Source organism: Litoribrevibacter euphylliae (genome assembly GCF_042646085.1).
GTDB classification, from domain to species: domain Bacteria; phylum Pseudomonadota; class Gammaproteobacteria; order Pseudomonadales; family Litoribrevibacteraceae; genus Litoribrevibacter; species Litoribrevibacter euphylliae.
In genome coordinates, this window is record NZ_JBHRSZ010000002.1 from 620,931 (window position 1) to 645,830 (window position 24,900).

Here is a 24,900-nt window from a genome sequence, read left to right on the forward strand (position 1 = left end):
AATGAACACTCAACGGTTCAAATACCCTCGTACCCCTCATCTTCCATGGTCACCCGGATTCACTGCCGATGATATTCGGAACACAGACGTTCATGGATTTGAGAACAAAGAAATTATTATCACTGAAAAAATGGATGGTGAGTGCACCACTATTTATGGTGATTACATACACGCGCGTTCGATTGATAGCCGCCACCACGATTCCCGTACCTGGGTTAAAGGGTTGCAGGCTCGGCTTGCTGCTGATATCCCAGAGGGCTGGCGTATCTGTGGAGAAAATCTCTACGCAAAACATTCGCTCTTTTATTCTGAGTTAGAGAGCTATTTTTATGTGTTTGCCATTTGGGATGAACACAATCGCTGTTTGAGTTGGGATGAAACGCTTGAGTGGGCGCAACTACTGCAACTTCACACGGTGCCGGTTATTCATCGGGGTCTGTGGAACGAACAGTTTGTTCAAGATATCCAGGTCAATACCAACAAAATGGAGGGCTATGTTGTCCGCACAGCAGAAGGATTTCACTACTCTAAATTCAAACACCACTTCGCTAAATGGGTACGAACCAATCACGTTCAAACGGATACCCACTGGATGGCACAAGAGGTTATTCCCAATAAATTGAAATCCACGGAGGGAGTCGAACATGAATAGGAAATCCTGGCTTCAGTCGTTAGCAGAAGACGCAACACCCGCCATTGATGAATGCATTGAACAGCTAGGGGAAACCTTTCCCCTGCTGGATCAATTTAAACTCACCGAGCAAGACCCTCAGTGGCATGCAGAAGGTGATGTGCATATTCATACCGGGATGGTTTTGGATGAGCTGTATCAATTGCTTGAGAACGAAGCCAACCATATTCAAGGAGCGCATCGTCAGGCATTGGTGCTTGGTGCGTTGCTGCACGATATTGCCAAGCCACTAACTACCCGACGTAAAGAAGTTAGAGGCGTTGAGCGTGTTGTGGCGACAAGGCACGAGGCTATGGGGCGCTCCTATATAGCCCATCGTCTATTAAACCTCGAACTGTCGATGACGGTTGTTGATCTGGTGATGGGGTTAGTTGGCGAACACCACATGCCCAAGCTCTTAGTTATTAAACAGATGGAGCGAGGCGAATATTGGAAGCTTGCAAGAAAAGCCTCAATGGAGCTGCTTTATTGGTTGGAAGTAGCCGACATGAGAGGCCGAATCTGTGAGGATTTAAACCAGCAAATCGATTTACTCGAACAATTCAAGATGTTCAGTGAAGAGTACGGTGTCTGGGCTACACACCAACCGCTTGAACACCTCCGGCAAGAGATAAAACCACATATCAAAGACTTACGAGCTGATGTGCAAGACATGATTTTTGCCCGCACCATGCGAGACTTTGAAGAAGGTGATATTTCAACCGTAGAAGAAGGCATCGCACGAACCTATTCCTTGAGAGACGGGTTCAGTGAAGTCTACGTGTTGTACGGGCCGAGTGGTTCAGGAAAGTCTTCTTGGATTAAGCAATTCGACGCTGAGTGCGAAGTCATTTCTCTTGATGAGTTACGAAAGGAGATCAATGGCGACAGAGCGAATCAGTCGAATATCAGTCAAATTCTAACGGTTGCTCGCGAACGCCTAAAAGCACATTTGAGAGCGAAAAAGAAGATCATTTGGGATGCGACAAATCTACGGGAAGACTTCAGACAACGAATCTGTCGGATTGCGTTTGATTATCACGCCTTCGTTACTTTGGTGGTTTTTCACAAGTCGGAGCGACAACTGTTCGCGGACAACAAAAGCCGACCGTATTCTGTCCCCGAAAACGTACTTCAAGATCAACTGGATCACCTTGAGTGGCCAGTTCCTGAAGAAGCGCACAGATACTGGGTTGTGGATAACTCTGGAAAAGTCATCAAACAATCCGGCGGGTTTAATGACTGACAGAAAAGAAATAGTTTCTAAGACCTATTAGCAACTTGCAGCTTATTCCCCATTCAAGAACCTCTTCAGCTCATCAACTGGCATTGCCTTGGCGTAATGCCAGCCTTGATGAAGCGTTATTCCCCGATCCATCAGGTATGTCACCTGCGCTTCCGTTTCCACCCCTTCTGCGACGGTACTCATATTAAGGTCTTTGGCGAGGCGAGCCATGTAATCCAGCACGACAGCGCTTGGGGAGTCTGTACCGCAGGCAGCGACGAATGAGCGGTCAATCTTGATGACATCAATCGGCAGCTCTTCGAGATAGCGTAACCCAGAGTAGCCAGTACCAAAGTCATCGATGGCCAGAGAAATATTTTGACTTCGAAGCATGTTGATGGAAGCAATCACACCTTCACAACTGGAATCAATTAACTCGTTTTCAGTAAGCTCCAACATCAGGAGAGGAAAGAAGCGCGTACTGGCGATGATCCGCTCTACAAATTGCTGATCTCTCAGGTGCTGGCCACAGATATTAATGTTGACTTTAAATCCCAGCCGACTTTGAGCCAAATCCGAAATTTCATGAATGGCATTATTCACTATGGCTTCTGTCATCGGGATGATTAAGCCCGTACGCTCGGCTTCAGGAATGAAGATGTTGGGTGGCAAAATGCCCTCTTCCGGATGATGCCAGCGCAACAAAATTTCAACACCAGACACTCGGCCATTACTGGCATCAATAATAGGTTGATAGTAGTTCACAAATTCATTGTTTTTTATGCCCTGATTTACACGATCTCTTAGTGACTGATTTTTAGGACGCATTCGCGTCATCACAAAGGCAATGAAGATACCTAAGCTTAGTGATACCAAGAAATTCATAACATCAAAACGATAAATTCCCGCATTCAGGGATTCAGAGCTTTGTGCTTGTACAACGGCCAAGTTCCAGCCGGGGATGACTCGGATACTCAGATAGTGACTTGACCCATTGTCCATCAGTCCTTCGTGTTGGACATCGTGATTGAGAGGAAAAGTTACCGTGCCTTGCGGTAAAGGGAGACTGTAGGTTCCTGATAACGCCACGGGAACACCGGATTGTGTATCAATCAAGGCTGTAAAACCAATGGACTCGGAAGGCGAACCAGAGTTAAGTACATCGTCCAACCAAGTCATAGGGAGAAGCGCATTGATTTCCGAACCATCATTGCGACCCATGGAAACTACAAAGGCGGATTTTTGCATGAACTCAACAATGGTGGGGCCGTAGATTCTGAACTCATAAGGCTTCGGTGGTTTTTGCACCAACAAAGGGGGATCTATTTTCTGCCAGCTGGTGCATTTCAAATAACCGTCAACACTGACCATTCCAAGTTCGCTGACAAAGATAAGATCAAATAATTCTTCACGCAGTTGATTAACGACCTCATCCGAACAATCAATATTCAAATACTCACGTCGTTTGAACACATCCCTTAAGCGATTCAGATCACGGCTGATCTTATTCACCATGTGATCGCTGTAAAAGGTGAGCTCTTGACGATGTTGAAGCGCATAGCGTTGCGCATCAACAAACAGTAAAAGCAAAAACGTAGAAATAGCGACGATGGCCCCAAATGCGATAACGCCGACATACGCCTTTAACGCTCTGAACAGATCTTTTCTCATAAAGACAACAGCTTCACCCAAAGTATTTATAGTAGCTCTCGGGCACCTATGAGCAAGTCGTTATCGATCCGAGCATTCTAAGGCAAAAAATTCATCAATCCCTTTAAACCTTAAAGCGCAGTGATTAAGATAACGTGAATAAAGTTTAATTATTGGCAGATGAAGGGAACCATCTCCAGCCATTGACCTCAAAGTCAACTTTCAAAACCGTTCAAGGACCGATTTGTTCATGAGTTTTACTTCCTCAACGACTGGCTCACTCAAAACATGGCTTTTGAGACCGCTATCGATCTGGCTGTTTGCCCTGATAAGTGTTCCAACCCAGGCGGATCAAGTGGTGACAGGCAGCGGGGATCAATTAACCGGCTTCATCAGTTATCTCGACGGCAGTAAATTACGACTGTCCACGTCTCATTCCGGTTCGGTCAGTCTTAGCCGTAGTCATATTCAAAGCCTGATCCTAGAACGCAACGTCAGCATTCGTCTAAAGAACGGCTCCAAATACACAGGTAGGCTGCAAAGCATTAAGGAAGGGGTCACCCTGATTGAAACCATCGACGGCGAAACCGTTGAATTAGAATCGCTAGACGAAGTGAAGTACTTCTATTACCTCTCCCCGATCAATCAAGAATTCAAGTATTCCGGCTCTATTCTGGCGGAAATTGATATTGAGCACAGTGAAAGTGGTAAGAACTCAAGAGAACTGGAACTGACCTTAGAGAATTCGATTACCTATCACAACCTGCGAAACCGTTCGAAGTTAGAATTTGAACGAGATTCCACCAACGACATCACCACCGATCGTGAAACCTTATTTGATACTTCGATAGATTACTTCGTTAGCTCCAAGATCTTCGCAACCTCACGTTTTCGGTATGAAGAAGACTTATTTGAGAATTTAAACCGTCGCCGTATTCTTGGGATCGGAATTGGTCATCAACCATGGCAAGCGCCCTTCCGAAAACTGCTCTACAGTGTTGACCTGGTTCACCTGGATGAACACTATGAAGAACAAGGGCAAGTCTCGGAATTCGGTCTGGAATTCCGTTTCTACTATAAAGAAGAAACCATGATTGATGGCTTGTACTTTTTCCATGAAAACAACTTGCTGTACTTTGGTAGGGAAGACAAGCGGATAGAGAGTATCTCGACGCTGGAATACGGCCTTCCCTATAACATTGGCATAAACCTTAACTACGAGTGGGATTACAACGATGCCCCTGAGTCTGGCAACAGTAAGACCTACAGTAACTTAACCTTTGGAGTATCTTACCGATGGTAAACAAATCTTTTAGTGTTCTTTTACTTGTTGGCGTACTTTCAGGCTGTGATGTTCTGCCGACGCAACCATCAGATGGCAATCAACAAGCTCAAAATTGCCCTCCCCCTACGGAAGCTCCGCAAGCGTGTCCGGAATTAAAACAGAAAATCGTAACCAAAGAAGTGGAAAAACGTGTTGAGGTCTTACCTGCCAAATTCCAGAGCATTGAGAAAAAAGCCATTATTGGGCAAGTAGAGCATACTAAAATTGAACCCTCTGGTTGGAGCTTCGAATCTCGCATTGATTCCGGTGCCACAACCACCTCTATTGATGCCAGAGACATCACGCCTTTCGAACGGGATGGCAAACCCTGGGTTCGCTTTAACCTTAAAGATCGTAAATCCGAAGAAACCTTTGCGATCGAAAAGCCAGTAGAGCGCATCGTTAAAGTTAAGCGCCATGGCACCGAAGTACAGGAACGCTTCGTTGTACTATTAGACTTAAGCATCGGTGGCCTGTCCGAGCGAGTAGAAGTATCACTTACGGATCGTAGAGACTTCACCTACCCGGTGCTTATCGGCCGTAACTTTCTGATGGATCGCGCCGTCATTGACGTCAGCCAGAAATTCGTTGCCAAAGATACTAATAAATAAAAAAACAGTAAGCCAAAAGACACTCAGTAAAGGAAGAATACAGCCCCATGTCCAGTCGAGCCCAAGTCTATTTTATTGCCTTTGCCCTAATCCTTCTGGGGTTAGGTATGACCTTGCATAAGTCCTATGAAATGGACTTCCCTCTGGTGAAAGGAGAAACCAAAGAAGTCTGGACCGTAGAGGCGCTGGTTAACTTTAAAGCCGATGCTTCACAGCCGGAAGCTCAAGCAAAACTCACCTTGCCAAGTCAGCAAAGTGGCATCGCCATTCTTGACGAACAATACACCACCAGCGGTTACGGGCTAACAACCACGGAAGAGAATAACGTTCGCCAAGCTGTATGGAGTAAGCGTAATGCATCAGGACAACAACGCCTCTTCTATAAAATGCAGCTAACCTACGATGGCCAACAGCAATCCGAGTTAATGCCTGAACCTAATCCTGAACCACAAGCGGACTTCGATAAAGACCAACTGATCGCGGCACAAGCCATTATCGACATGGCCTTTGAACAGTCAGCGGATCGCGAAAGCCTGGTACATCGACTCATCCAGATTATTCAGACCAAAGACTTGCCGGAAGTTGGGTATTTATTGAATGACGAACTAAAAACAGGCAGCAAATCCAAGCTTATTATGAATCTGCTAGCCCTGAAAGGCATTGATTCTACCATCGTTCGAGGCCTCTATTTGGAAGACGGCCACCGACGTTTACTGCCTTCTGAAATACTGTCTGTTTACATCGATCAAGACTGGAAGCTGTTTAACTTTGACTCGGATCGTGACACAACGCTGGATAACTTCCTGATCTGGCAAATTGGCGGAAAATCCTTGCTGGATGTAATCGGCGGTTATGATTCAGAAGTCCGTTTCTCGATCATCAGCAACATCATGTCTAGCCGAAAAGTGGCTGTTTGGAATGAGTTGCATGTAGAGGGAGATGACTCTGAATTCACCATTCTTGGCCTTCCAACCGAACAACAAAGCATTTTCAAATTGATCCTGTTGATTCCGCTTGGAGCTTTAGTTGTCGTGTTCCTACGCGTACTCGTCGGTATTAAAACCTCGGGTACCTTTATGCCAGTATTGATAGCACTGGCGTTCATTGAAACCACTTTGACCACTGGTTTACCCGTGTTCCTGACCATTGTTTTTGTTGGTCTGTTGATTCGCTCCTATCTAAGTAATATCAACTTGCTGTTAGTGGCCAGGGTCGCCGCCATCGTAGTAATCGTGGTCGGGCTCATGGGCGTAATCAGCATCACCAGCCACAAATTGGGTATTGAACAAGGGCTAACGGTGACCTTCTTCCCGATGATTATTTTGGCCTGGACCATTGAGCGTATGTCGATTATCTGGGAAGAAGAAGGCCCGAAAGACGTGTTAGTACAAGGGAGCGGAAGCTTGATTGTGGCTATCATGTGTTACTTTGTGATGACCTCAAGCACGTTGAAATACCTGGCCTTTAACTTCCCTGAACTTCATCTGGCGACGCTAGGTTTCATCCTGATTCTGGGTCAATACAATGGCTATCGTTTGTCAGAGCTGTTCCGTTTTGCGCAGGTCAGTAAGTCTGAACAGGAATGGCATATCCCACCGGCTCAGCAAAAACCGGCAGCGCAATCCGCTTCATCTCAGGAGGAGCGCTAATGTTAGCCAATCCATTTGCACTCAAGCGCATGGGTATCCTCGGCATGAACAAGCGCAACGTGGATTACATTGCACGTTACAATGACCGCCGCTATTACCCATTAGTGGATGACAAACTGAAGACTAAGCAAGCCGCCATTCAGGCAGGCATTTCAGTGCCTCACCTGATCGGTGTGATTTCGCATCAGTTTGAAATCAAGTCGGCCTTGGATAAGTTCTTACACCTTGAGAAGTTCGTGATCAAACCTGCGCAAGGCAGTGGCGGAAAAGGCATTCTGGTAATTGTCGGCCGTGAAGGCGATCATTTCCTGAAACCCAGCGGCGACAGCATCAGCCTGCTCGACATTCAGCGACATATATCCAACACCCTCAGTGGTCTCTACAGCTTGGGCGGACGTAACGATGTGGCGATGGTCGAAGACTTGGTGAACTTTGATCCCCGTTTTAACGACTACAGTTTCCAGGGCGTGCCGGATATTCGAGTCATTATCTTCAAAGGCTTCCCTATCATGGCGATGATGCGTTGCTCCACTCAAGCGTCTGACGGTAAAGCCAACTTACACCAAGGTGCAGTCGGTGTTGGACTGGATATTGCCACCGGTAAAAGTCTGTTCGCCGTTCAAAACGATCATCTTGTGGACATCCACCCGGATACACAGAAACCGTTTAATGAGCTAGACATTCCCCACTGGGAAACCATTCTGAAGCTTTCTGCCGGTTGTTATGAAATGACGCACTTAGGCTACCTCGGTGCGGATATCGTTCTGGACAATGAACTAGGCCCACTGATTCTGGAAGTCAATGCACGACCAGGTCTGGCTATTCAGATCGCCAATCAAATTGGTTTAGGGCATAGATTACAAACGGTAGAACAGCTGGAACATTGCGAGTTGAGTATTGATGAGCGAGTACAGTGGTCCATTAATCAGTGGCGCCACTAATTCCAGTCGACGCTTACCAATCGACACATACCATTCATCACTTACCCTCCAACACTTACCTGCCAACACTAATAATACGCTTCATTCAGAGTACTCTCTTCCGGGAGTACTCTTGACTGAAGACATGCCTGATTAAGAGCGTCTCTGATGGAAAGCATGCCTGATTAATAAGCCCACCCTATTAAGCCTAAACAGGACAGTTTGGTAATTCCCCTGTTGCACAAAAGCCGACTAAACTGTACTCAGTAAGAGAGCGAAATAGGTGTACTCTGAATCATGGGTGATGCACTTCTTTTTGGAAATGAAAAACCAACCGAACCCCGTGCTACGTCAGAACAGACGGCCAGCAGAGGGCATTGGAATATCCTAATTGTAGACGACGAACCCCAAGTCCATACTGTGACTAAAATGGTTCTGAAGGGCTTCACCTTTAACGATAAAACTCTGCACTTTGACAGCGCCTATTCCGCACAAGAAGCCAAAGAACTGCTCACTCAAAAAGAGTATGCTTTAGCTCTGGTGGACGTGGTTATGGAGACGGAACACGCTGGCTTAGAGTTAGCAAAGTACATTCGAACTACCTTAAATATCACATCCACGCGCGTGGTTTTACGAACCGGTCAACCAGGACAAGCACCGGAAGAACAAGTTATCCGCGATCTAGACATCAACGATTACAAAGCCAAAACCGAGCTCACAGTAACCAAGCTCAAAACCCTGTTCTTTTCTACCCTACGCTCTTTCCGCGATATCAAAACCATTGATAACCACCGCAAAGGACTGGAAAAAGTCATCAAAGCAAGCAACGAAATTATGGAATTCAGCCGCCTGGAAGAATTCGCATCTGCTATGTTAATGCAAGTCACCAACATTCTGGGGCTGGATGATAATGCTATCTACCTTAATGCCGTTTCTGCGTTTGCAGCCTCACATCGTCAAAACCACTATCAAATTCTGGCCGCTACCGGTGATCAACTTGGGCCTTTGATTGAATCGCAAGATCAGAAGATTCCTGATGACATCATGGCTCTGTTTGATGAAGCTATGACCAAACAAACCTCCCTGCATAAAGACAATCACTTCGTAGGCTTTTTTGCGACCCGCTCTGGCAGTGAAAATCTACTCTACGTGTCGAACGTGGATAAACTGACGGATTTGGATCATCGCCTGTTGGAGATCTTTTCCACCAGTGTTGCCATTGCATACGAGAACTTATTGCTCCGGGATGAAATCGAAGACACCCAACGCGAGCTGGTATACCTGCTGGGTGAAGCCGTTGAAAAACGCAGTAAGGAAACCGGCGCACATGTAAAACGAGTTGCCAAAATCAGTGAATTGCTGGCACGGAAAATTGGCCTGCCCGACGCCACAGTTGAGCTCATAAAGCATGCTTCGCCGTTACACGATATTGGCAAGATCGCGGTTCCTGATTCCATTTTAAATAAGCCTGGGAAACATTCTGACGACGAGTGGCAAGTCATGAAGACTCATGCCGAAATTGGCTATGAAATTCTCTCGCAATCGGACAAACGTATCTTAAAAATGGGAGCGATCATCGCTCACCAGCACCATGAGAAGTGGGATGGTACGGGTTATCCACAGGCTTTGAAAGGCGAAGAAATCGATATTTGTGGCCGTATTGTCGCATTGGCAGACGTCTATGATGCTTTAGGTAGCTCTCGATGTTACAAAGCGCCGTGGGATCACGAGGACATTGCAGCCTTTCTGAAAGAACAGTCGGGCAAGCACTTTGATCCCAAACTGGTTGATATTTTATTAGACGATCTCGATGAATTTAAAGTCTTCAGAAGCAGATATCCTGATGAGTGAACAAGAACAGCTTAATAAGTTACTGCTGGAAGTGTCGCAATCGCCCACCATAGACTGTGGCGATTACGCTTCCGCGATGAAATATGTCACTCAAATATGCCGCGCTGGTTTAGACGTCGCACGGTGTAGTGTTTGGCAGTTAGATAAAACCTTCACACAAATTCGGTGCCTGATTTTAAACCACTCCAAGGGCATCGAAGAATCGAATAACACATGCACTGAAACAGATTACCCTGCGTACTTTAAAGCATTACGTGAAAAGCGGTTCATTGTGGCCGACAATGCGCAAGTCGATCCTGATACCTTTGAGTTCAAGGACTATCTGCAAGAAGAACACATTGCTTCCATTCTTGATGCACCGATCCGACAGGGCGGACACATCGTCGGCACCCTGTGTTGTGAACATACCGGCCAAATACGAGCCTGGTCACCGGATGAACAAAGCTTTGTTGGCTCACTGGCCGATATTTTAGGGCGGGCACTGACAGCACAAGACCGACGTCAAGTCCAACAAAGCCTGGAAGAGAGCAACCAATATCTCTCGAAGCTCATAGATGAGCGGACTCATCATCTGTCCTTAGCCTTTGAACAAATTTCTGAACAGGAAAAAATGGCTTCCCTCGGCAAGTTAGTCGCGGGGGTGGCTCATGAGATCAACAACCCTATTGGCTTAGGCATTACCACAGCCACGCATATTGAGGACATGACACTGCAGATCTCAAAAGCGTTTCAGGAAGGCACAATCACACAATCTCAATTCAAAGAGTACATCGAAGTGGTGGAAGAAGGCAGTTTGTTATTGATCGAAAATCTTCATCGGGCAGCCGACTTAGTCAAAAGCTTTAAACAAATCGCAGTCGATCAAAGTGACAATTCATTTCTGGAAATCAATCTGGTTGATACGCTCAATAACATAGTGAATAGCCTGAAAGCCGAATTAAAAAAGAAACATCAGACCACCATTCAACTGAACTGCCCCAAGAATATTCTCCTGAATACCTGCCCTGGCAGCATCGCCCAAATAATGACAAATTTATTGATGAATGCAGGGATTCATGCCTTTCCCGAGGATCAAACGGACCGACACGTCAGCATTACGGTGGAAGACCAACAAACCCAAATCAAACTCTGTGTGGAAGACAATGGCCAGGGAATAAGACCCGAAATCATTAATAAGATTTATGAGCCCTTCGTGACCACACGTCGATCTCAGGGCGGCAGCGGCCTTGGATTAAACATAGTGCATAATCTGGTCACCCAAAAGCTACAGGGCACGATTGAGGTTGAAAGTCAGCCCAATCAATTCACCCGTTTTATCATCTTCATTCCAAAGACACTGGAACCCTCCAACTAAGAAATAACCAACTAAGAAACAAGCAATTGATTTAACGCCGCTCGTCCACATGTCTTGTTCAGATCACTTATTCAGGTGACGTATTCAGATAACGGGGTCAATCTTGAGACTGTTGAGCGAGGTTCTGCGCCTTCTTGATGTATAAGAAGATGGCTAACAAGGTAAACACACCTAATCCGGCGGCCACTATAAATGATAATGAATAGTTACCTAATGCATCCGCGATGAATCCCCCCAAAGCACCAGCAAGCCCGGCCGAAAACACCTGCAAACAGGCTTGCAGTGTGTAATCCCCCCCTTCGTGCTGTTTACGACAATGTCCCATCATAATGGCAAACAACACCACCGTAGACATAGTATCCACCAGCTGATCTTGAGTAACAATCCAATAAATCCAAACTAAATACTCTTCGGAATGCTTATCCAATCCGGGAATCAAACTGTAAGCACTGATGGTGGCCATTTGCAGTACAGCAAAAAACAACAGCAAGTAGATGGGTGTGATAAAGCGATAAAGCACACCGACCACCAGCGCCCCCACCAAACTCACCAATGATGAGATGAAAGTGATCTGCCCCACATCGGCTAAGCTCATGCCTTGATCAACCAACAAAGGCTTAACCAAGGTGGAAGACATGCCATCGGCTAACTTATACGTCAAAATGACCAACAACCAGAAGCCAATTTTCTCAACTTTGAAGTATTCCCAAAACAGTAATTCTTTGGCTTTTGAAGGCGAAGCTTCAGCGCCCGGTTTAATCGAATCGCTCTGTTTAATAGAAACATGATCGCAGGTGCTTGTAAGCTTTCTGAATCCAAGAATCTGGTTTTCTTTGAATAACAAGGTAGGCACCAGCATGATGATCAGAGTCGCTGCTACCAGCTGAATCGTTATATCCCAGCCCCAGCTATTCATTAACACCAACAGGCCTGAGCCACCCAACATAAGACCAATTTTATAGCCGACCACTTGAATGCTGTTACCAAAGCCTCGCAGCTTTTTGCTCAATAGCGACACCGCCAAACCATCGGTCGCGACATCCTGTGTCGACGAAAATACATTCAATAAGCACAACAGCACAAAAAGCAGTATCAATCCGTCTTCAAACAGCCATGCTGGTGACAAAAAGGACATCGCAGCTAAGGTAGCAATTGCCCCTACCTGCATAGTAAGAATCCAACTGCGATGCGGGCCTATTGGTCGATAATAGTATTGATCTAACAAAGGCGCCCATAGGAACTTAAACAACCATGGCAAAGCCAATAGCTTCAGCATGCCAATGGCTGAAAGCGACGCACCGTACTCACGCATGATCGCAGGCATGGCATGAGCCAATAAGCCGGAAGGAAACCCTTGGGAAAAGTAGAGCGACGTGAGTAAAACGAATAGAAACGGCGTATTGATCGAACGAGCATTCATCATGCTGTTACTGGCAGAAGAGTTAAAAGACGCGTCCATAGAACAAGGGCTACTCGAAACAAGTGGTTATGAATTTCGGAGCACCCTACCACAGAACGGTGAAGTTTACGCTATGACCAGTAATTTACGCTATGACAAGTAAGAGAATAACGACTGACAGATTAAAACAGCTCGATATCGTTATCAGAACACACATCCTGTGATGAGCCTTCTTCTTCAATGGACGCATCGGTACAGGCTTTACTGGCAATAGCCCTATCCACCATTTGATTCTGTTGATCCACCAAGTGATCGAGCAGACGAATCACATTGGTAATCGAACCTTTGAGATTAGCTCCGGAATCCAGAACACCGTTAGCATCCGTGACGGCACCATCAATCCGTCGAATCAAATACTGCTCCTGATCGTCATCCAATCCCATTCGTGGAATTTCTTCATCCAGTTCGCTCAGCATTTTATGCATGATGCTGGCGACATCTTCCTGATTTTGCCTTAACGCATCAGTGAGCTGAATAAGAGTTTGTTTCACGGTATCAAAAGATTTACCCAAATTATGAGACTGTTCAATGAGTTGCGCTTCGATATTTAATGAACGTATGGTGGCATCAGTCACTTCGATCATAAAGGGTAATAAATCTTTATATCGTCCGTATTTCTCACGATCCTCCACGGGCATGTTTTTAACCAGCAAAGACACATGTGGATAATTAATCTGCGTTCGCGTGCCAAAATCATTGAAACGTTTGGCTTCCGACAACATAAGAATCAGTTCTTGTTCCAGCGGACTGACAATAGGATTGGTTTTACTGCTGGTATAGAACTGCACTTCATGCTCGGATTTGATCATTAAACTGCAATTCAACGAAAACTGATCGGTAGCCTTAAAGAACTGACTGGCCAACAGTTCGTATGTCCCAATACTGTGAGTCTTTTCCACAAACCGAATGGCGGTTCCAAATTCACTTGTTCCTGAAATTGCCTGAAACGCTGCTTGATGCGCATCCTTCAGTTGTTTCTTCAGCTGGTCACGGTCTTTTCGGTAATCCAGCAACTTGGATAACTTGGCTCTTAAATATTCGGGTTCGAAAGGTTTGGTCAGATAATCCTCTGCGCCCAACTCCAAGCCATGAAGGCGTTCGGTCATAGAGCCTCGGGAAGAAATAAAAACAACAGGAATATCTTCACAGCCAGAGTTTAATTTTTTGATTTCCTTACATACTTCAAAGCCCGTCATATCGGGCATTTCAACATCCAACAGAATCAAATCAGGTTTGTTTTCTTTTACGGAAGATATGGCTGATAGCCCATCCTCAACCATAGTTAGCTGGAAGCCGTCTGTAAGAGATTGAGAAACGGCCTTTCGTGCAATTACTTCATCATCAACAACCAGTACTTTCATCAAGAACTCCATTGACCGCCATATCACCCTGGCATCCACTGCCCCTTCCAGTAGAGAACTGGTTATACTTAGAGACATACAACAGCAATTCCACGCGCTGTCGCTTTATAATCATAGTTATTGTTCTTCTACCCGTAACAGAAGGTATGAAGTTGGTGTAAATTATTACCAAACATGAGATCCAACCATATGTTAATAACCATAGTAGACAACTGGAGGTTATGTGTATGAGATGTATACCTTTTAGTGTAGGAGATCGTAGATCATTCTCTTCATTTTTAGCACGTACCCGAGATAACATGCGCATCAACGAGCTTCTTCGCATATCGCTTCTGTTCGGTGTGCTCTTCAAGGTTACGTTCGTCAATGCAGAGCCCGTATATCTTGCTCAAGAAATTCAATATGGAAAGGTCGTCACACATCAGATCTACAAAGTTGACCCGACTTATGGCCGAGGCGCTCTGTTAGGAGCCATTACAGGTGCGGTCATTGCTGAAAACGCTCGAGGCTGGGGAGCATTGGGTGGCGCAATTGTTGGTGCAGGTCTTGAAGGGGCCATTACATCCGGGGAAGAAGCGCATAAGGTTGTCGTTCAATTAACGAACGGCCAGTCTTTTTCTATCGCCACGCCTCCAAATAAGCTGCGCCAAGGCGATTGTGTAGCCGTAGAACAGTCAGGCCGCGGCGCTGAAATTTTCAAAGTTAATTATCAGTTTTGCCAAGACGCTCAGAAACGGGATCAACAACAAACCTATCAACAAGCCAATAATCCTGCCCCTTACCAACAGGATCGCTATAGAGACGAGCGTGCCGTGAAAGCCGAGAAATGCGATGACGCAAGAAGCCGCTTAAGATACGCCAAAGACTCTAAATACAATCGAGTGCTTGCCGATGTACAACGCTATTGCCAAGACTGATCTCATCAACTGAACCTGTTTTCAAATACAGCAAAAGATACGCCCATGCCTCAACTCGACAACACAGAAGTTGCTCACACTACATCAATGTCTAATCTAACGTCTGACAAGCCAACGCCTGATAAGACAACCTCTAAAGAGTACCAAGAACAACACAAACAACGACTAAATTATATGCCGTGGCTGTATCACTCATTAAAGCCTAAGCTGAAGTCGTGGGCTGAACCTTGGCAAGCTTCTGTTCAAGCGAAAATAGCTCAATTGGAGACCGTCGTATTTGGAAACAATTGCTTTGTTGCACCAACGGCACGACTGTTTGCTGAGCCTGGCCGAACCATTAAAGTCGGCGATTTCTCGACCATCGCCGCGGATGTATTTCTCCATGGGCCGGCCAAGATCGGTCAACATGTGGCAATCAACCATAATGTCAGTATGGATGGAGGTTCTGAAGGCATTGAAATTGGTGACCACAGTCGCATCGCCTGTCAATGCACCTTCTTTGCCTTTAATCACGGCATGGCCCCCGACCTCTTAGTCCGGGAACAAGCGGTCAGTTCACAGGGCATTCACATAGGTCAGGATGTATGGATTGGCGCAAATACCAGTGTTGTTGATGGTGTACATATCCATGATCACGCCATCATTGGTATGGGATCGGTAGTGACACACGACATCCCAGAATTTGCCATCGCAGTGGGTAACCCTGCACGAGTCATAGGAGATCGCCGGCATAAACCCGATGCCCAATGGCAATGGGTTTTAAACGGCAAAAACGAAGAAAACCCAGAGACCTGAATCAGGATTCACTGAGTAAAGAGACTGCTAGTCTGGTATTGAAGAGTCAGGCACGGAATAAAAGGTCTCAGCGTATCGCTCGACTATGGCCTGACGACTGTCTTCAGAAATGTTAGCCAATCCTTCCCATATCTTCTGGGCTTTATCAGCATGATGTTTCATGAATTGATGGGAAAATACAATATGCCAATCGGCATCAAACAGTGGCGTATCTAAATAAAATACCCGGTCTTGCAGCTCTCTTGGCATTCGGAACACTGTCTGGATTCCAATATGCTTCTCAATTACATAGCCATCCAACCGATCTAACGCCACCAACTTAAAGCCCTCTAGCGGTATATGACTTCCCTTGGCCAATACCCCCATTCCTTTGAGCTTTTTCTTGGCAACGTAGCCTGGCGGTGCCGAGATGCCTCCTCGTTTAAGGCCATGAAAATTCTTACCATCCCAGTTTAGCCCCGACGCTCGATTAACAAAGATCTGATATTGAACATGCCATAAACGATAACGGCTGTCCGCTGCTACACCAGTGCGCTTATTTAATGGTGGAAATTGCCCCCAGCTATCCCGTTCAGGTAACCAGATGGCTGCAAATAAGGCATCTACCCGCCCCAGTTGCAGTTGCTTAATACATCGTTTCCATGGCTTGCGCTGATATTCGATGTTTACATCTGGCGCTGCAATATCTAACAGCTCCAGCAAGATACCCGGCTTCTGCTCTGGCACCTTCTTTTCACCCAACATAAAAGGGACATAATCCAGGTTTTCATAGCAAACCACAGTAGGGCGAGAATCGGCTGACACCAGCGCAGGCAATATAATAAAAGAGAGACATAAACAAAGTGACCATTGCATAAGGAAAAATGAGATCCTATACGATTGGAACATACTCGCCCCTTATGCAATGTACTGTTAACCGCAGGTGAATCCTGTGATTTCGAAGGAGACTTCCGTCTTACCAATAGTGTAGACGATTAAAACTCTTCAAGATCATCCTCTTCATCCACACCATCGACGACTTCAGTCACGACGGGGTTACCGCACTTCAAACACTCGCCTTCAATAAAAACGCGGCCATTTTCTTCATACTCTTTTGGGTTTTTCATACCCAAATCAACTTCCATACATTCATTGCACCAAGTCTGTTCCAAAAAAGCTTGTTGCTCGTCTTCTGGACGTAAATAAAAATCACGTTCTTCTCTTGCCATTCCTCTTTCCTTTATCAATAGCCCTACACCAATATCACGGACTTTCTCTGTGGGTAAGTGTAAATCATTAAACTCGCATGTCACCTGTAAATTCGCGTTAGTATGTAAAAGACACTAAGCAATATAGTTGACACATCAATTAATTTTTGTCATCTATATACACCAAAGCGATTGCTGCTGAGTCATAAAAATAAGTACGCTATGAAAAAAACCCTGCCTCCGCTACAAAGTCTGAAAGCATTTCTATTGGCTGCTGAACATGAAAGTTTTAAACAAGCTGCACATGAACTTCACCTGACACCCTCAGCAATTAGCCATCAAATTAAAGGCCTAGAAGATACGCTTGGTATTGAATTATTCCGACGACAAAACCGCCAAATTAAACTCTCTCCAGCGGGTCAGATGTATAAAAACATCGTAGAGCAGGCATTAAATGAGCTGAGTTCAGGGACGGATCGACTAAAGCGTCAGTTCAGCCAGAATGTATTGCGAGTAAGAATCCCACCAATGATCACAACCGATTATGTGATCCCGAATCTCAGTGAATTCCAACAACAGAACCCTCAAATCGAATTGCGGTTAGAAACCAGCTTACACTGGGCCAACCCCGAACGGGATGACTTGGATGTGATGCTGTACTTTGGAACTGAACCCGTCAATCGAGATGTAATTTATGAAAAGGTGAACTCACTGTCGGCCACCCCAATTATGAGTCAGGAGTTTTACGAGTCACAGCAACCGACATTAGAGACATTAACGCAACATCGACTCATTCACTCGAGTGTGGTGAGCAACAGCTGGCAACGCTTTATAAGTGCTTTTAATGGTGAGTATCAACAGCAAAACACCGACCTTTGGTTGGATTCCTACACCAGCATGTTACAAAGCTGCGCCCAAGGTCATGGCATCACCCTTGGATTGTTACCCTTGCTAAAGCTTCGTTTGGATCGAGGCGAATTAATCCGGCCCTTCAAAGAGGAGTTGAAGCTCCCGGAAGCCATCTATCTGGTCTATCGTAAAGACAAACATATCACACCCGCGATTCGCACCTTCTCCGATTGGGTCAAAGGATTACTCCAGAATCCAGGGAACCTCTGAACAAGTCCCGCCCTTAGAGCCTTATTCAGAGGTTCACTAGCACATTAATGAATCATTGATCGCTAAGTAGCCTTGCTTAATACCTTCTAAAGATACTATTTAATCACTGTTCAGTTGAATTTCTCTCACCTATACGTTGAAAACTTTCGTTTGTTTTCATAGGACAAAAACTGGACAATACCGGAACCCTGATAAACATGGGTTCTTGCTCATAGTCATTTGATAATTATTAATAAAATCAAAACAACAATAATCTAAAAGCCAACACTTACAGCCAATACCATAAACAAGAAAAATTTGTCTGTAGCTCGATAAAGGAAGCACTATGTCACAGCACCATCAGTCGGATAATTCTCCGACGCTGTCTCGTTCTGATAACTCCTCCGAACGTCTCGCTGCCTTGGTGGTTAAAGCACGTTTTATTACCTTATTAGCAACTGCTGCTATTTTTTATGTTTGTTTCTTGGGAATGCAAAACATCAAGTTCTCAACGGACTACCGGATTTTCTTCAGCCACGATAACCCGCACATGCTGGCTTTTGAAAATCTTCAGGAAACCTATACCAAAGACGATTCCCTGCTTTTCGTCATCGAATCCAAACAAGGCAACATCTTCGAACAGAAAACCTTATCGATGATCGAAGCCTTAACTGATGAAGGCTGGACGGTTCCCTATTCATCTCGTGTTGATTCCATCACCAACTATCAGCATACCTATGCCGAAGAAGACGACCTCATCGTTGGAAACCTAATCGAATATGCGGATCAACTGACCAACGAAGATTTCCAACAAGCCCAGAAAGTTGCATTAGAAGAACCGATCCTAAAAGATCGCCTGATTTCATCAGACAGTCGAGTCACAGCAGTCAATGTCACGGTTCGCCTTCCAGGTGAAAACAAGTCGAAAGAAGTCCCTGAAGTTGTCACATACGGCCGTGATTTAATTAAAAAATACGAAACCGAATACAGCGATATAGCTAACTTTTATCTGGCCGGCTCGGTAATCAATAACAACGCCTTTAAAGAAGCTTCTATTAATGACTTAACCAGCCTCATTCCACTGGCGATGTTACTAGCAATTCTTGGCATTGCCATTTATATGTTCATCGCGAGCCGCAGTATTATGACCACCTTATCGGGTACGTTTGCAACGGTTGTTATTATTGTTGCTTCGATCTGGACCGCCGAAGGCGTCGCCGGTTGGTTAGGCATCAATTTATCGCCACCTGCGGCTAATGCACCAACAATGATCCTAACGTTAGCAATTGCCGACAGCATCCATATCTTGGTGTCTTTCTTCTTAGCCAGCCAGCGAGGTTTGGCCAAAGTGGATGCCGTTAAAGAGAGTTTACGTCTTAACTTTCAGCCGGTTTTCCTAACCAGCCTTACCACCATGATTGGTTTCCTTACCTTAAACTTTAGCGACTCACCACCATTCAGAGACATGGGCAATGTGGTTGCGATGGGCGTGGTGTTTGCCTGGATGTATTCCGTCGTTCTACTTCCTGCACTAATCCTAATGCTGCCTTTCAAAGTGAAAATCAAAGACGATTCTGGCTTGCCTATGATGCAGAAAGTAGCTACTCTCACCATCAACAAGTACCGCCCTATTCTCATCGGTGTGCTCGCCATCATTATCGGGTTCGGCGCCTTCGTTCCTAAGAATGAACTGTACGATGTCTGGGCGGAGTACTTTGACGAAAGCATGCCGGTTCGTCAGGCCATCGACTTTACTCAATTTAACCTTACAGGTGTTGCCACGGTTGAATATTCACTGGCCGCCAGAGAAGCGAATGGCGTAACTGACCCTGAGTACTTACAAGGTCTAGAGAAGTTCACTAACTGGTTATCTGAACAACCAGAAGTCGCGCATGTAAACAGTTTCATTCACGTTATGAAGCGTCTGAATAAAAACATGCACGCTGATAACCCGGAATGGTACAAGGTGCCGAATGATCGTGAGCTGGCAGCTCAGTATTTACTTCTTTATGAACTGTCTTTACCGTTCGGCTTGGATCTTAACAACCAAGTCAATCTCGACAAATCAGCGACTCGCGTTGTTGTGAGTATTCATCGACTCAGTACGGTTGATCTCCTTGCGTTCGCTGATCGCGCCTATGCTTGGATGGAAGACAACCTTCCAGCTCATATGATGGATCATGGATCAAGCCGTGACATCATGTTTGCCCACATCGGTGAACGAAACATCAGCAGCATGCTGGAAGGCACCGCACTAGCCATCGTTTTAATCTCGCTGGTGTTAGCGATTGCATTGAAGTCTTGGCAATATGGAGTGTTAAGCCTGATTCCAAACATTGCGCCAGCCGCGATTGCGTTCGGCGTTTGGGGCATTTTCTCAGGCCGCGTCGGCGTATCACTTTCCATTGTGACATGTATGACGCTTGGCATTGTCGTAGACTATACCGTTCACTTGCTGAGCAAGTACTTACGCGCAAAACGTGAACAAGGTTTATCAACCGACGAAGCCATTCACTATGCATTTAATACGGTTGGTATTGCTCTCATCGTGACTACTGCAATTTTATGTGTGAACTTCGGTATTCTAGCTTTCTCGGATTTCAGCATGAACTCTCAGATGGGCTTAATGACAGCAATTACCATTGTGATTGCTTTAGTCATCGACTTCCTATTCCTACCATCTTTGCTGAAGTATCTATCTGAACGTCAGAAGAATCGCAAGCAAGATTCGGGAAACGGACCATTGTCTAGCAAACAAAATACAAATTCTAAATCAAACCAAAGCCTCAATAAGGAGCCTGAGCATGAAATGGCCTAATCCATCTTTACGTCAGATCACAGCAGTTGCAGGACTGATGCTGACGACCGCTGTTACATCAATCTCAACGGTCTATGCACAAACCGCAGAAGAGAAAGGTTTGGCTATTGCTCAGGAAGCAGATCGTCGCAATACCGGCTGGCAAGATTCAGCTGCTAGCATGACGATGATTTTAAGAAACAAACGTGGCGATGAAACCTCTCGTGAATTGTCTGTAAAAGCATTAGAAGTGGCAGACGATGGCGACAAAAGTCTGACCGTATTTAACTCACCACGAGATGTTAAAGGCACCGCACTTTTATCCTTTTCACACAAAGTAGATGCTGATGATCAATGGCTGTACCTACCAAAATTAGGTCGAGTAAAACGCATCGCCAGTCGCAACAAATCAGGTCCATTCATGGGCAGTGAATTTGCGTTCGAAGACATGACACCACAAGAAGTGGAAAAGTACACCTACAAGTTCATCAAAGAAGAAGAGCTTAATGGCCAAAAATGCTTTGTGGTTGAACGCTACCCTGTGGATAAATATTCAGGCTACACCAAACAACTGGCTTGGGTGGATCAAGAAGAATACCGCACACTCAAAGTAGAGTTCTATGACCGTAAAAAGTCATTACTAAAAACTCTAACTGCAAGTGAATGGAAAGAGTACCTAGACCAATACTGGCGCCCTCACAGCTCCACTATGATCAACCACCAAACAGGTAAAAGCACGGATCTAGTAATGAGCGATTTTACTTTTAAGAATGGCTTGGATGATGGCGATTTCAATAAAAACAGTTTAAAGCGAGCGAGATAACACTTAATTACAAGCTAACGCTCACAAAGGAGGGAATTCTCCCCTCCTTTGACCTATTACATCTCTTCACGTCATTTTTCTTACTTTCCTTGCTATCCAGATAAGGACTGGTACAATCCGCATCGTTCAAAAAACAATCAGGCATTAAGACGTATGCAAAAGAGCTCCTACAACCCTACGACTCCATATAGTAACCATCAAAATGATGAGATAGACCTATTAGAGCTTTTTGTTGTTTTAAAACAGCGATTCTCGATCATTGCAGCCTTCACTGTTTCTTTTACCTGTTTAGCAATTTTATACGTAACAACGGTAGAACCAACATACGAAGCGGAAGCCATTCTGATTCCGCCTAAGCAATCAGAACTCTATAAAATAGACAATGGCATAAACCTGATTAAGATAACACCAAATGAAGTATTTGATCGTTTTTATCAAACACTTACCAGCCAAAACTTTCAATACCAGTTCTCTGAGAGATTTGTAGATCAATCTCAATCAACTGAGCTCTCTTCAGTAGCCCAACAAAAAGCCTTCAACACATTCAAACAACAACTTACTGTAAAAAAATCACAGAAGAAAAAAACAGATCAGAATTACATTCATCTTAGCTTCCAAGCTAATGATGCAAAACTTGCTGAGTCAACTTTATCAAGCTACATTGATGAAGCTAGGAAAAGAACTACAGCGGATTTGATTGCGCTATATTCATCAGAGAGAAAAAGCTTAATTAATCGTTTAAACAAAAAGATTGAAGAAAAAACAGAAGCAACTAAAAACGAAGTAACCGGAGAAATACAACGCCTTTCCGGAGCGGCACAAATTGCTCGTTCGTTAGATTTGGAATTGCCAACATCAAATACTATTTTGACAACAGAACTAAATAGCTACTCCCTACCTTTATATACCTTTGGATATCGAGCTTTAGAGTTGAGAATCGAGCTATTACAATCTCGAGAAAGCTTGAATATATTTACCAAAGACCTTGCAGAACTTGAAGCAGAGCTAAAATCATTAACAAAAATACAACTAAGTAATCAGTTTAGTGTAATCAACTATCAAATGGATCCACTTATACCCTTAGCTCCAATTAAACCGAAAAAAGCTTTAATTACCATCCTAGCAGCTCTTCTTGGAGTTATGATGGGTTGCTTAATAGCAATAATCATACACTTTATTAGTAAGAGAAAAGAACAAGATAGCCTTAGCGTGGATCATGGAGTCAACATGGACAAACTTGTTGTATCTTTGTCTAATTCAAAGAAGGCCAAAGAATCTGTAGGCTAATCCAAACCCTTTAAATATACTTACAAGGGCTTTATTTAAATAAAAATCCCAAAAACAGTTGACGACGAACTAAGCTTCCGTATAATACGCTCAATCTTCAAGGGAAGCTTTATTTAAAGATATCCTTATTAAGTGCCAGTGTGGTGAAATTGGTAGACACGTCGGATTCAAAATCCGATGACTTCACGGTCGTGGCGGTTCGAGTCCGCCCACTGGTACCATTCCAATAGTAGAATCCTACTCATTTTAAAAGATTAAAAATATTCTCTTAGATTAACCCCCTGTATTTAAGTCATTAACAACGCCGGATACCCCACCCCAATAGCAAGCTGATCTGAAAAAAGTCTATAGACTATCGGTCATTCACTCGTTCCAGCAACAACCCCATGACCAATATAATTCTATCAATTTCCTTCATTTCTTGTACGAACTGCAGTAATTCAGACTTAATCCGACAGTTACCGACTTTTCAGAAGATATCTTCCTGGTCAAATACAGTTTAAGAACTTTTCCAGCCAGATTCTTTCCCATCTTCTGCCACCTTCGTTTCTAGGGCCTTCAGGCGTTTCTTGAAGCCAGTAAGATCATGACGGAGCGGAACTGATCACACAATTGGGAGATACAAAGATACCTTTCATGCGAAGCTCATTAGACACTCGAACCTATCCGTGTGCAGGTTCGTCAATCACATATTGAATCACAGCTGATTCAACGAGAGTATCAACAGTGTTCTTTATGTTTGGCATTCGTCGATTTTGATCAAGAGCGGTTCAAGGCTACCTTCATCCATCGCCTCTTTGTAACGATAGAACATGCCTCTCTACACTCCCATTATCTTACAAGCTTTGGATATACTTCCAAGTTCATCAACTAGACTCAGTAGACCTGCTTTGTGTTTAACGATTTTATCATTAACATGAAGCATGAGGGTTACCTCTTATGTGTTCTAATTTTCAGGTTTCGTCACCTTAAATCAAAATTGATAACCCTCTCTTTTTCAAGGAAAGATACCAGATCTGGTCTGAACTAATTCAGATAATATTTCTTGATTTGAGCAATTCAATCAACTGCTCAACACATTCATCTACCGACTGCCTTGAAGTATCAAAAGTAATTTCAGGGTTTTCGGGAGCCTCATAAACTGAATCAATCCCTGTAAAATGTTTAATTGTGCCCGCACGTGCCTTTTTATAAAGTCCTTTAGGGTCTCTCTTCTCACAGATATTCAAAGGCGTCGAAACAAACACCTCAATAAACTCATCTGCCGGAAACAAACTGCGAACCATCTGCCGATCCGACTTAAAAGGTGAAATAAAAGCAGACAAAACAATCAATCCAGCATCAGAAAATAACTTAGATGCTTCACCAATCCTTCGGATATTTTCAACTCTATCTGTATCTGAAAAGCCTAGATCCTTATTTAAACCATGACGAACATTATCTCCATCCAACAAAAAAGTGTGCATCCCTAATTTAAACAAAGCACAATCTAAAGAATTCGCAACCGTCGATTTACCCGCTCCACTTAATCCTGTAAACCATAATAGACAAGGCTTTTGAGACTTCTGCTCTGATCGATCCTTACGTGAAACGCTGTGTGAATGCCAAACTACGTCCGTGCTTTTACTGTCTAACATAAAACTTCCCGAATATAATACATACAAAAAAACATTACACTCATATCACCAGAGTAGGTCAAGTCATAAAAGTAAAGTTAATGGCGACTTTACTTTTTCTAGGATACTTACACACCAACCTAGAGACTCGCTAACAAAGCAATACAACTCCAAGACCTCATGTTCTGCTTGTATCCAGATGAAATATGCCAGCCTTTCATCGATTATTTTTAATTATACCCTAATTTTTCTACATCGGTGCTGAACCAAACATTCCAATTTATTACTTTTTCATAAACCTCTGAT

Annotated in this window: 20 protein-coding genes, 1 tRNA gene and 1 pseudogene; 15 read left to right on the top strand and 7 right to left on the bottom strand. The window is 44.4% G+C overall.

The window, feature by feature from the left end; translation table 11 throughout:
* Position 1: 1 nt before the first annotated feature.
* Entirely contained in the window at positions 2-652 is a 651-nt protein-coding gene (locus tag ACFOEK_RS04485) for an RNA ligase family protein (protein ID WP_386716783.1), read from the top strand.
* Entirely contained in the window at positions 645-1,916 is a 1,272-nt protein-coding gene (locus ACFOEK_RS04490; RefSeq protein WP_386716786.1) for an AAA family ATPase, read from the top strand. The genes ACFOEK_RS04485 and ACFOEK_RS04490 overlap by 8 nt, the downstream gene beginning before the upstream one ends.
* Before the next feature lie 42 nt (positions 1,917-1,958).
* Here ACFOEK_RS04490 and ACFOEK_RS04495 read toward each other — a convergent pair whose 3' ends face one another.
* Positions 1,959-3,566 carry an EAL domain-containing protein gene (locus tag ACFOEK_RS04495; RefSeq protein WP_386716788.1) on the bottom strand — a complete coding sequence of 536 codons (1,608 nt, stop codon included), beginning with the start codon at positions 3,564-3,566 and terminating at the stop codon, positions 1,959-1,961.
* 229 nt (positions 3,567-3,795) lie between these two features.
* On the opposite strand from ACFOEK_RS04495, the gene ACFOEK_RS04500 reads away from it, so the two are divergent.
* The 6 genes from ACFOEK_RS04500 (at position 3,796) to ACFOEK_RS04525 (ending at position 11,254) form a co-directional block, all read left to right on the top strand.
* The gene (locus ACFOEK_RS04500) at positions 3,796-4,848 is read left to right on the top strand and encodes a DUF481 domain-containing protein (RefSeq protein ID WP_386716791.1); all 1,053 of its coding nucleotides are present in this window, start codon (positions 3,796-3,798) and stop codon (positions 4,846-4,848) included.
* Positions 4,842-5,480 (top strand): ATP-dependent zinc protease family protein, encoded by a 639-nt coding sequence (locus ACFOEK_RS04505; RefSeq protein WP_386716793.1) that lies wholly within the window; start codon positions 4,842-4,844, stop codon positions 5,478-5,480. Before ACFOEK_RS04500 ends, ACFOEK_RS04505 begins: the two co-directional genes overlap by 7 nt.
* Before the next feature lie 47 nt (positions 5,481-5,527).
* Complete coding sequence (locus ACFOEK_RS04510) at positions 5,528-7,129, top strand: inactive transglutaminase family protein (RefSeq protein ID WP_386716796.1); 1,602 nt, start codon at positions 5,528-5,530, stop codon at positions 7,127-7,129.
* Positions 7,129-8,070, top strand: a complete 942-nt coding sequence (locus ACFOEK_RS04515; protein WP_386716799.1) for an alpha-L-glutamate ligase-like protein — start codon at positions 7,129-7,131, stop codon at positions 8,068-8,070. Before ACFOEK_RS04510 ends, ACFOEK_RS04515 begins: the two co-directional genes overlap by 1 nt.
* A gap of 276 nt (positions 8,071-8,346) precedes the next feature.
* On the top strand, positions 8,347-9,900 hold the full coding sequence (locus tag ACFOEK_RS04520) for a DUF3369 domain-containing protein (RefSeq protein ID WP_386716802.1): 1,554 nt from the start codon (positions 8,347-8,349) through the stop codon (positions 9,898-9,900).
* On the top strand, positions 9,860-11,254 hold the full coding sequence (locus ACFOEK_RS04525; RefSeq protein ID WP_386716805.1) for an ATP-binding protein: 1,395 nt from the start codon (positions 9,860-9,862) through the stop codon (positions 11,252-11,254). Before ACFOEK_RS04520 ends, ACFOEK_RS04525 begins: the two co-directional genes overlap by 41 nt.
* Positions 11,255-11,351: 97 nt before the next feature.
* Here ACFOEK_RS04525 and ACFOEK_RS04530 read toward each other — a convergent pair whose 3' ends face one another.
* Positions 11,352-12,713, bottom strand: a complete 1,362-nt coding sequence (locus ACFOEK_RS04530) for an MFS transporter (protein WP_386716807.1) — start codon at positions 12,711-12,713, stop codon at positions 11,352-11,354.
* A 122-nt stretch (positions 12,714-12,835) separates the two neighbouring features.
* Positions 12,836-14,152 carry a response regulator transcription factor gene (locus ACFOEK_RS04535; RefSeq protein WP_386716810.1) on the bottom strand — a complete coding sequence of 439 codons (1,317 nt, stop codon included), beginning with the start codon at positions 14,150-14,152 and terminating at the stop codon, positions 12,836-12,838.
* Positions 14,153-14,301: 149 nt separating this feature from the next.
* On the opposite strand from ACFOEK_RS04535, the gene ACFOEK_RS04540 reads away from it, so the two are divergent.
* Positions 14,302-14,991: a hypothetical protein gene (locus ACFOEK_RS04540; protein WP_386716813.1), complete on the top strand. Its 690-nt coding sequence runs from the start codon at positions 14,302-14,304 to the stop codon at positions 14,989-14,991.
* A gap of 45 nt (positions 14,992-15,036) precedes the next feature.
* Entirely contained in the window at positions 15,037-15,786 is a 750-nt protein-coding gene (locus ACFOEK_RS04545) for an acyltransferase (RefSeq protein WP_386716816.1), read from the top strand.
* A 27-nt stretch (positions 15,787-15,813) separates the two neighbouring features.
* Here the strand turns inward: ACFOEK_RS04545 and ACFOEK_RS04550 are convergent, their stop codons facing one another.
* Both ACFOEK_RS04550 and ACFOEK_RS04555 read right to left on the bottom strand, forming a co-directional pair.
* Positions 15,814-16,641, bottom strand: coding sequence for a hypothetical protein (locus ACFOEK_RS04550; protein WP_386716818.1), 828 nt, complete (start codon positions 16,639-16,641; stop codon positions 15,814-15,816).
* 119 nt (positions 16,642-16,760) lie between these two features.
* Positions 16,761-16,994, bottom strand: a complete 234-nt coding sequence (locus ACFOEK_RS04555; protein WP_386716821.1) for a hypothetical protein — start codon at positions 16,992-16,994, stop codon at positions 16,761-16,763.
* 201 nt (positions 16,995-17,195) lie between these two features.
* Here ACFOEK_RS04555 and ACFOEK_RS04560 point away from each other — a divergent pair, with 201 nt between their 5' ends.
* The 5 genes from ACFOEK_RS04560 (at position 17,196) to ACFOEK_RS04580 (ending at position 23,199) form a co-directional block, all read left to right on the top strand.
* Positions 17,196-18,092, top strand: a complete 897-nt coding sequence (locus ACFOEK_RS04560) for a LysR substrate-binding domain-containing protein (protein ID WP_386716824.1) — start codon at positions 17,196-17,198, stop codon at positions 18,090-18,092.
* 325 nt (positions 18,093-18,417) lie between these two features.
* Entirely contained in the window at positions 18,418-20,889 is a 2,472-nt protein-coding gene (locus tag ACFOEK_RS04565; protein ID WP_386716827.1) for an efflux RND transporter permease subunit, read from the top strand.
* Positions 20,876-21,691, top strand: coding sequence for an outer membrane lipoprotein-sorting protein (locus tag ACFOEK_RS04570; RefSeq protein WP_386716830.1), 816 nt, complete (start codon positions 20,876-20,878; stop codon positions 21,689-21,691). Before ACFOEK_RS04565 ends, ACFOEK_RS04570 begins: the two co-directional genes overlap by 14 nt.
* 153 nt (positions 21,692-21,844) lie before the next feature.
* Positions 21,845-22,978, top strand: a complete 1,134-nt coding sequence (locus tag ACFOEK_RS04575) for an LPS O-antigen chain length determinant protein WzzB (RefSeq protein ID WP_386716833.1) — start codon at positions 21,845-21,847, stop codon at positions 22,976-22,978.
* 134 nt (positions 22,979-23,112) lie between these two features.
* Positions 23,113-23,199: transfer RNA gene (locus ACFOEK_RS04580), tRNA-Leu, on the top strand.
* Positions 23,200-23,504: 305 nt separating this feature from the next.
* Here the strand turns inward: ACFOEK_RS04580 and ACFOEK_RS04585 are convergent.
* Both ACFOEK_RS04585 and cysC read right to left on the bottom strand, forming a co-directional pair.
* Positions 23,505-23,903: pseudogene (locus ACFOEK_RS04585) on the bottom strand (helix-turn-helix domain-containing protein); the annotation flags it as partial.
* Positions 23,904-24,009: 106 nt separating this feature from the next.
* Positions 24,010-24,615, bottom strand: coding sequence for an adenylyl-sulfate kinase (gene cysC, locus ACFOEK_RS04590; protein WP_386716835.1), 606 nt, complete (start codon positions 24,613-24,615; stop codon positions 24,010-24,012).
* Between the last annotated feature and the right edge of the window lie 285 nt (positions 24,616-24,900).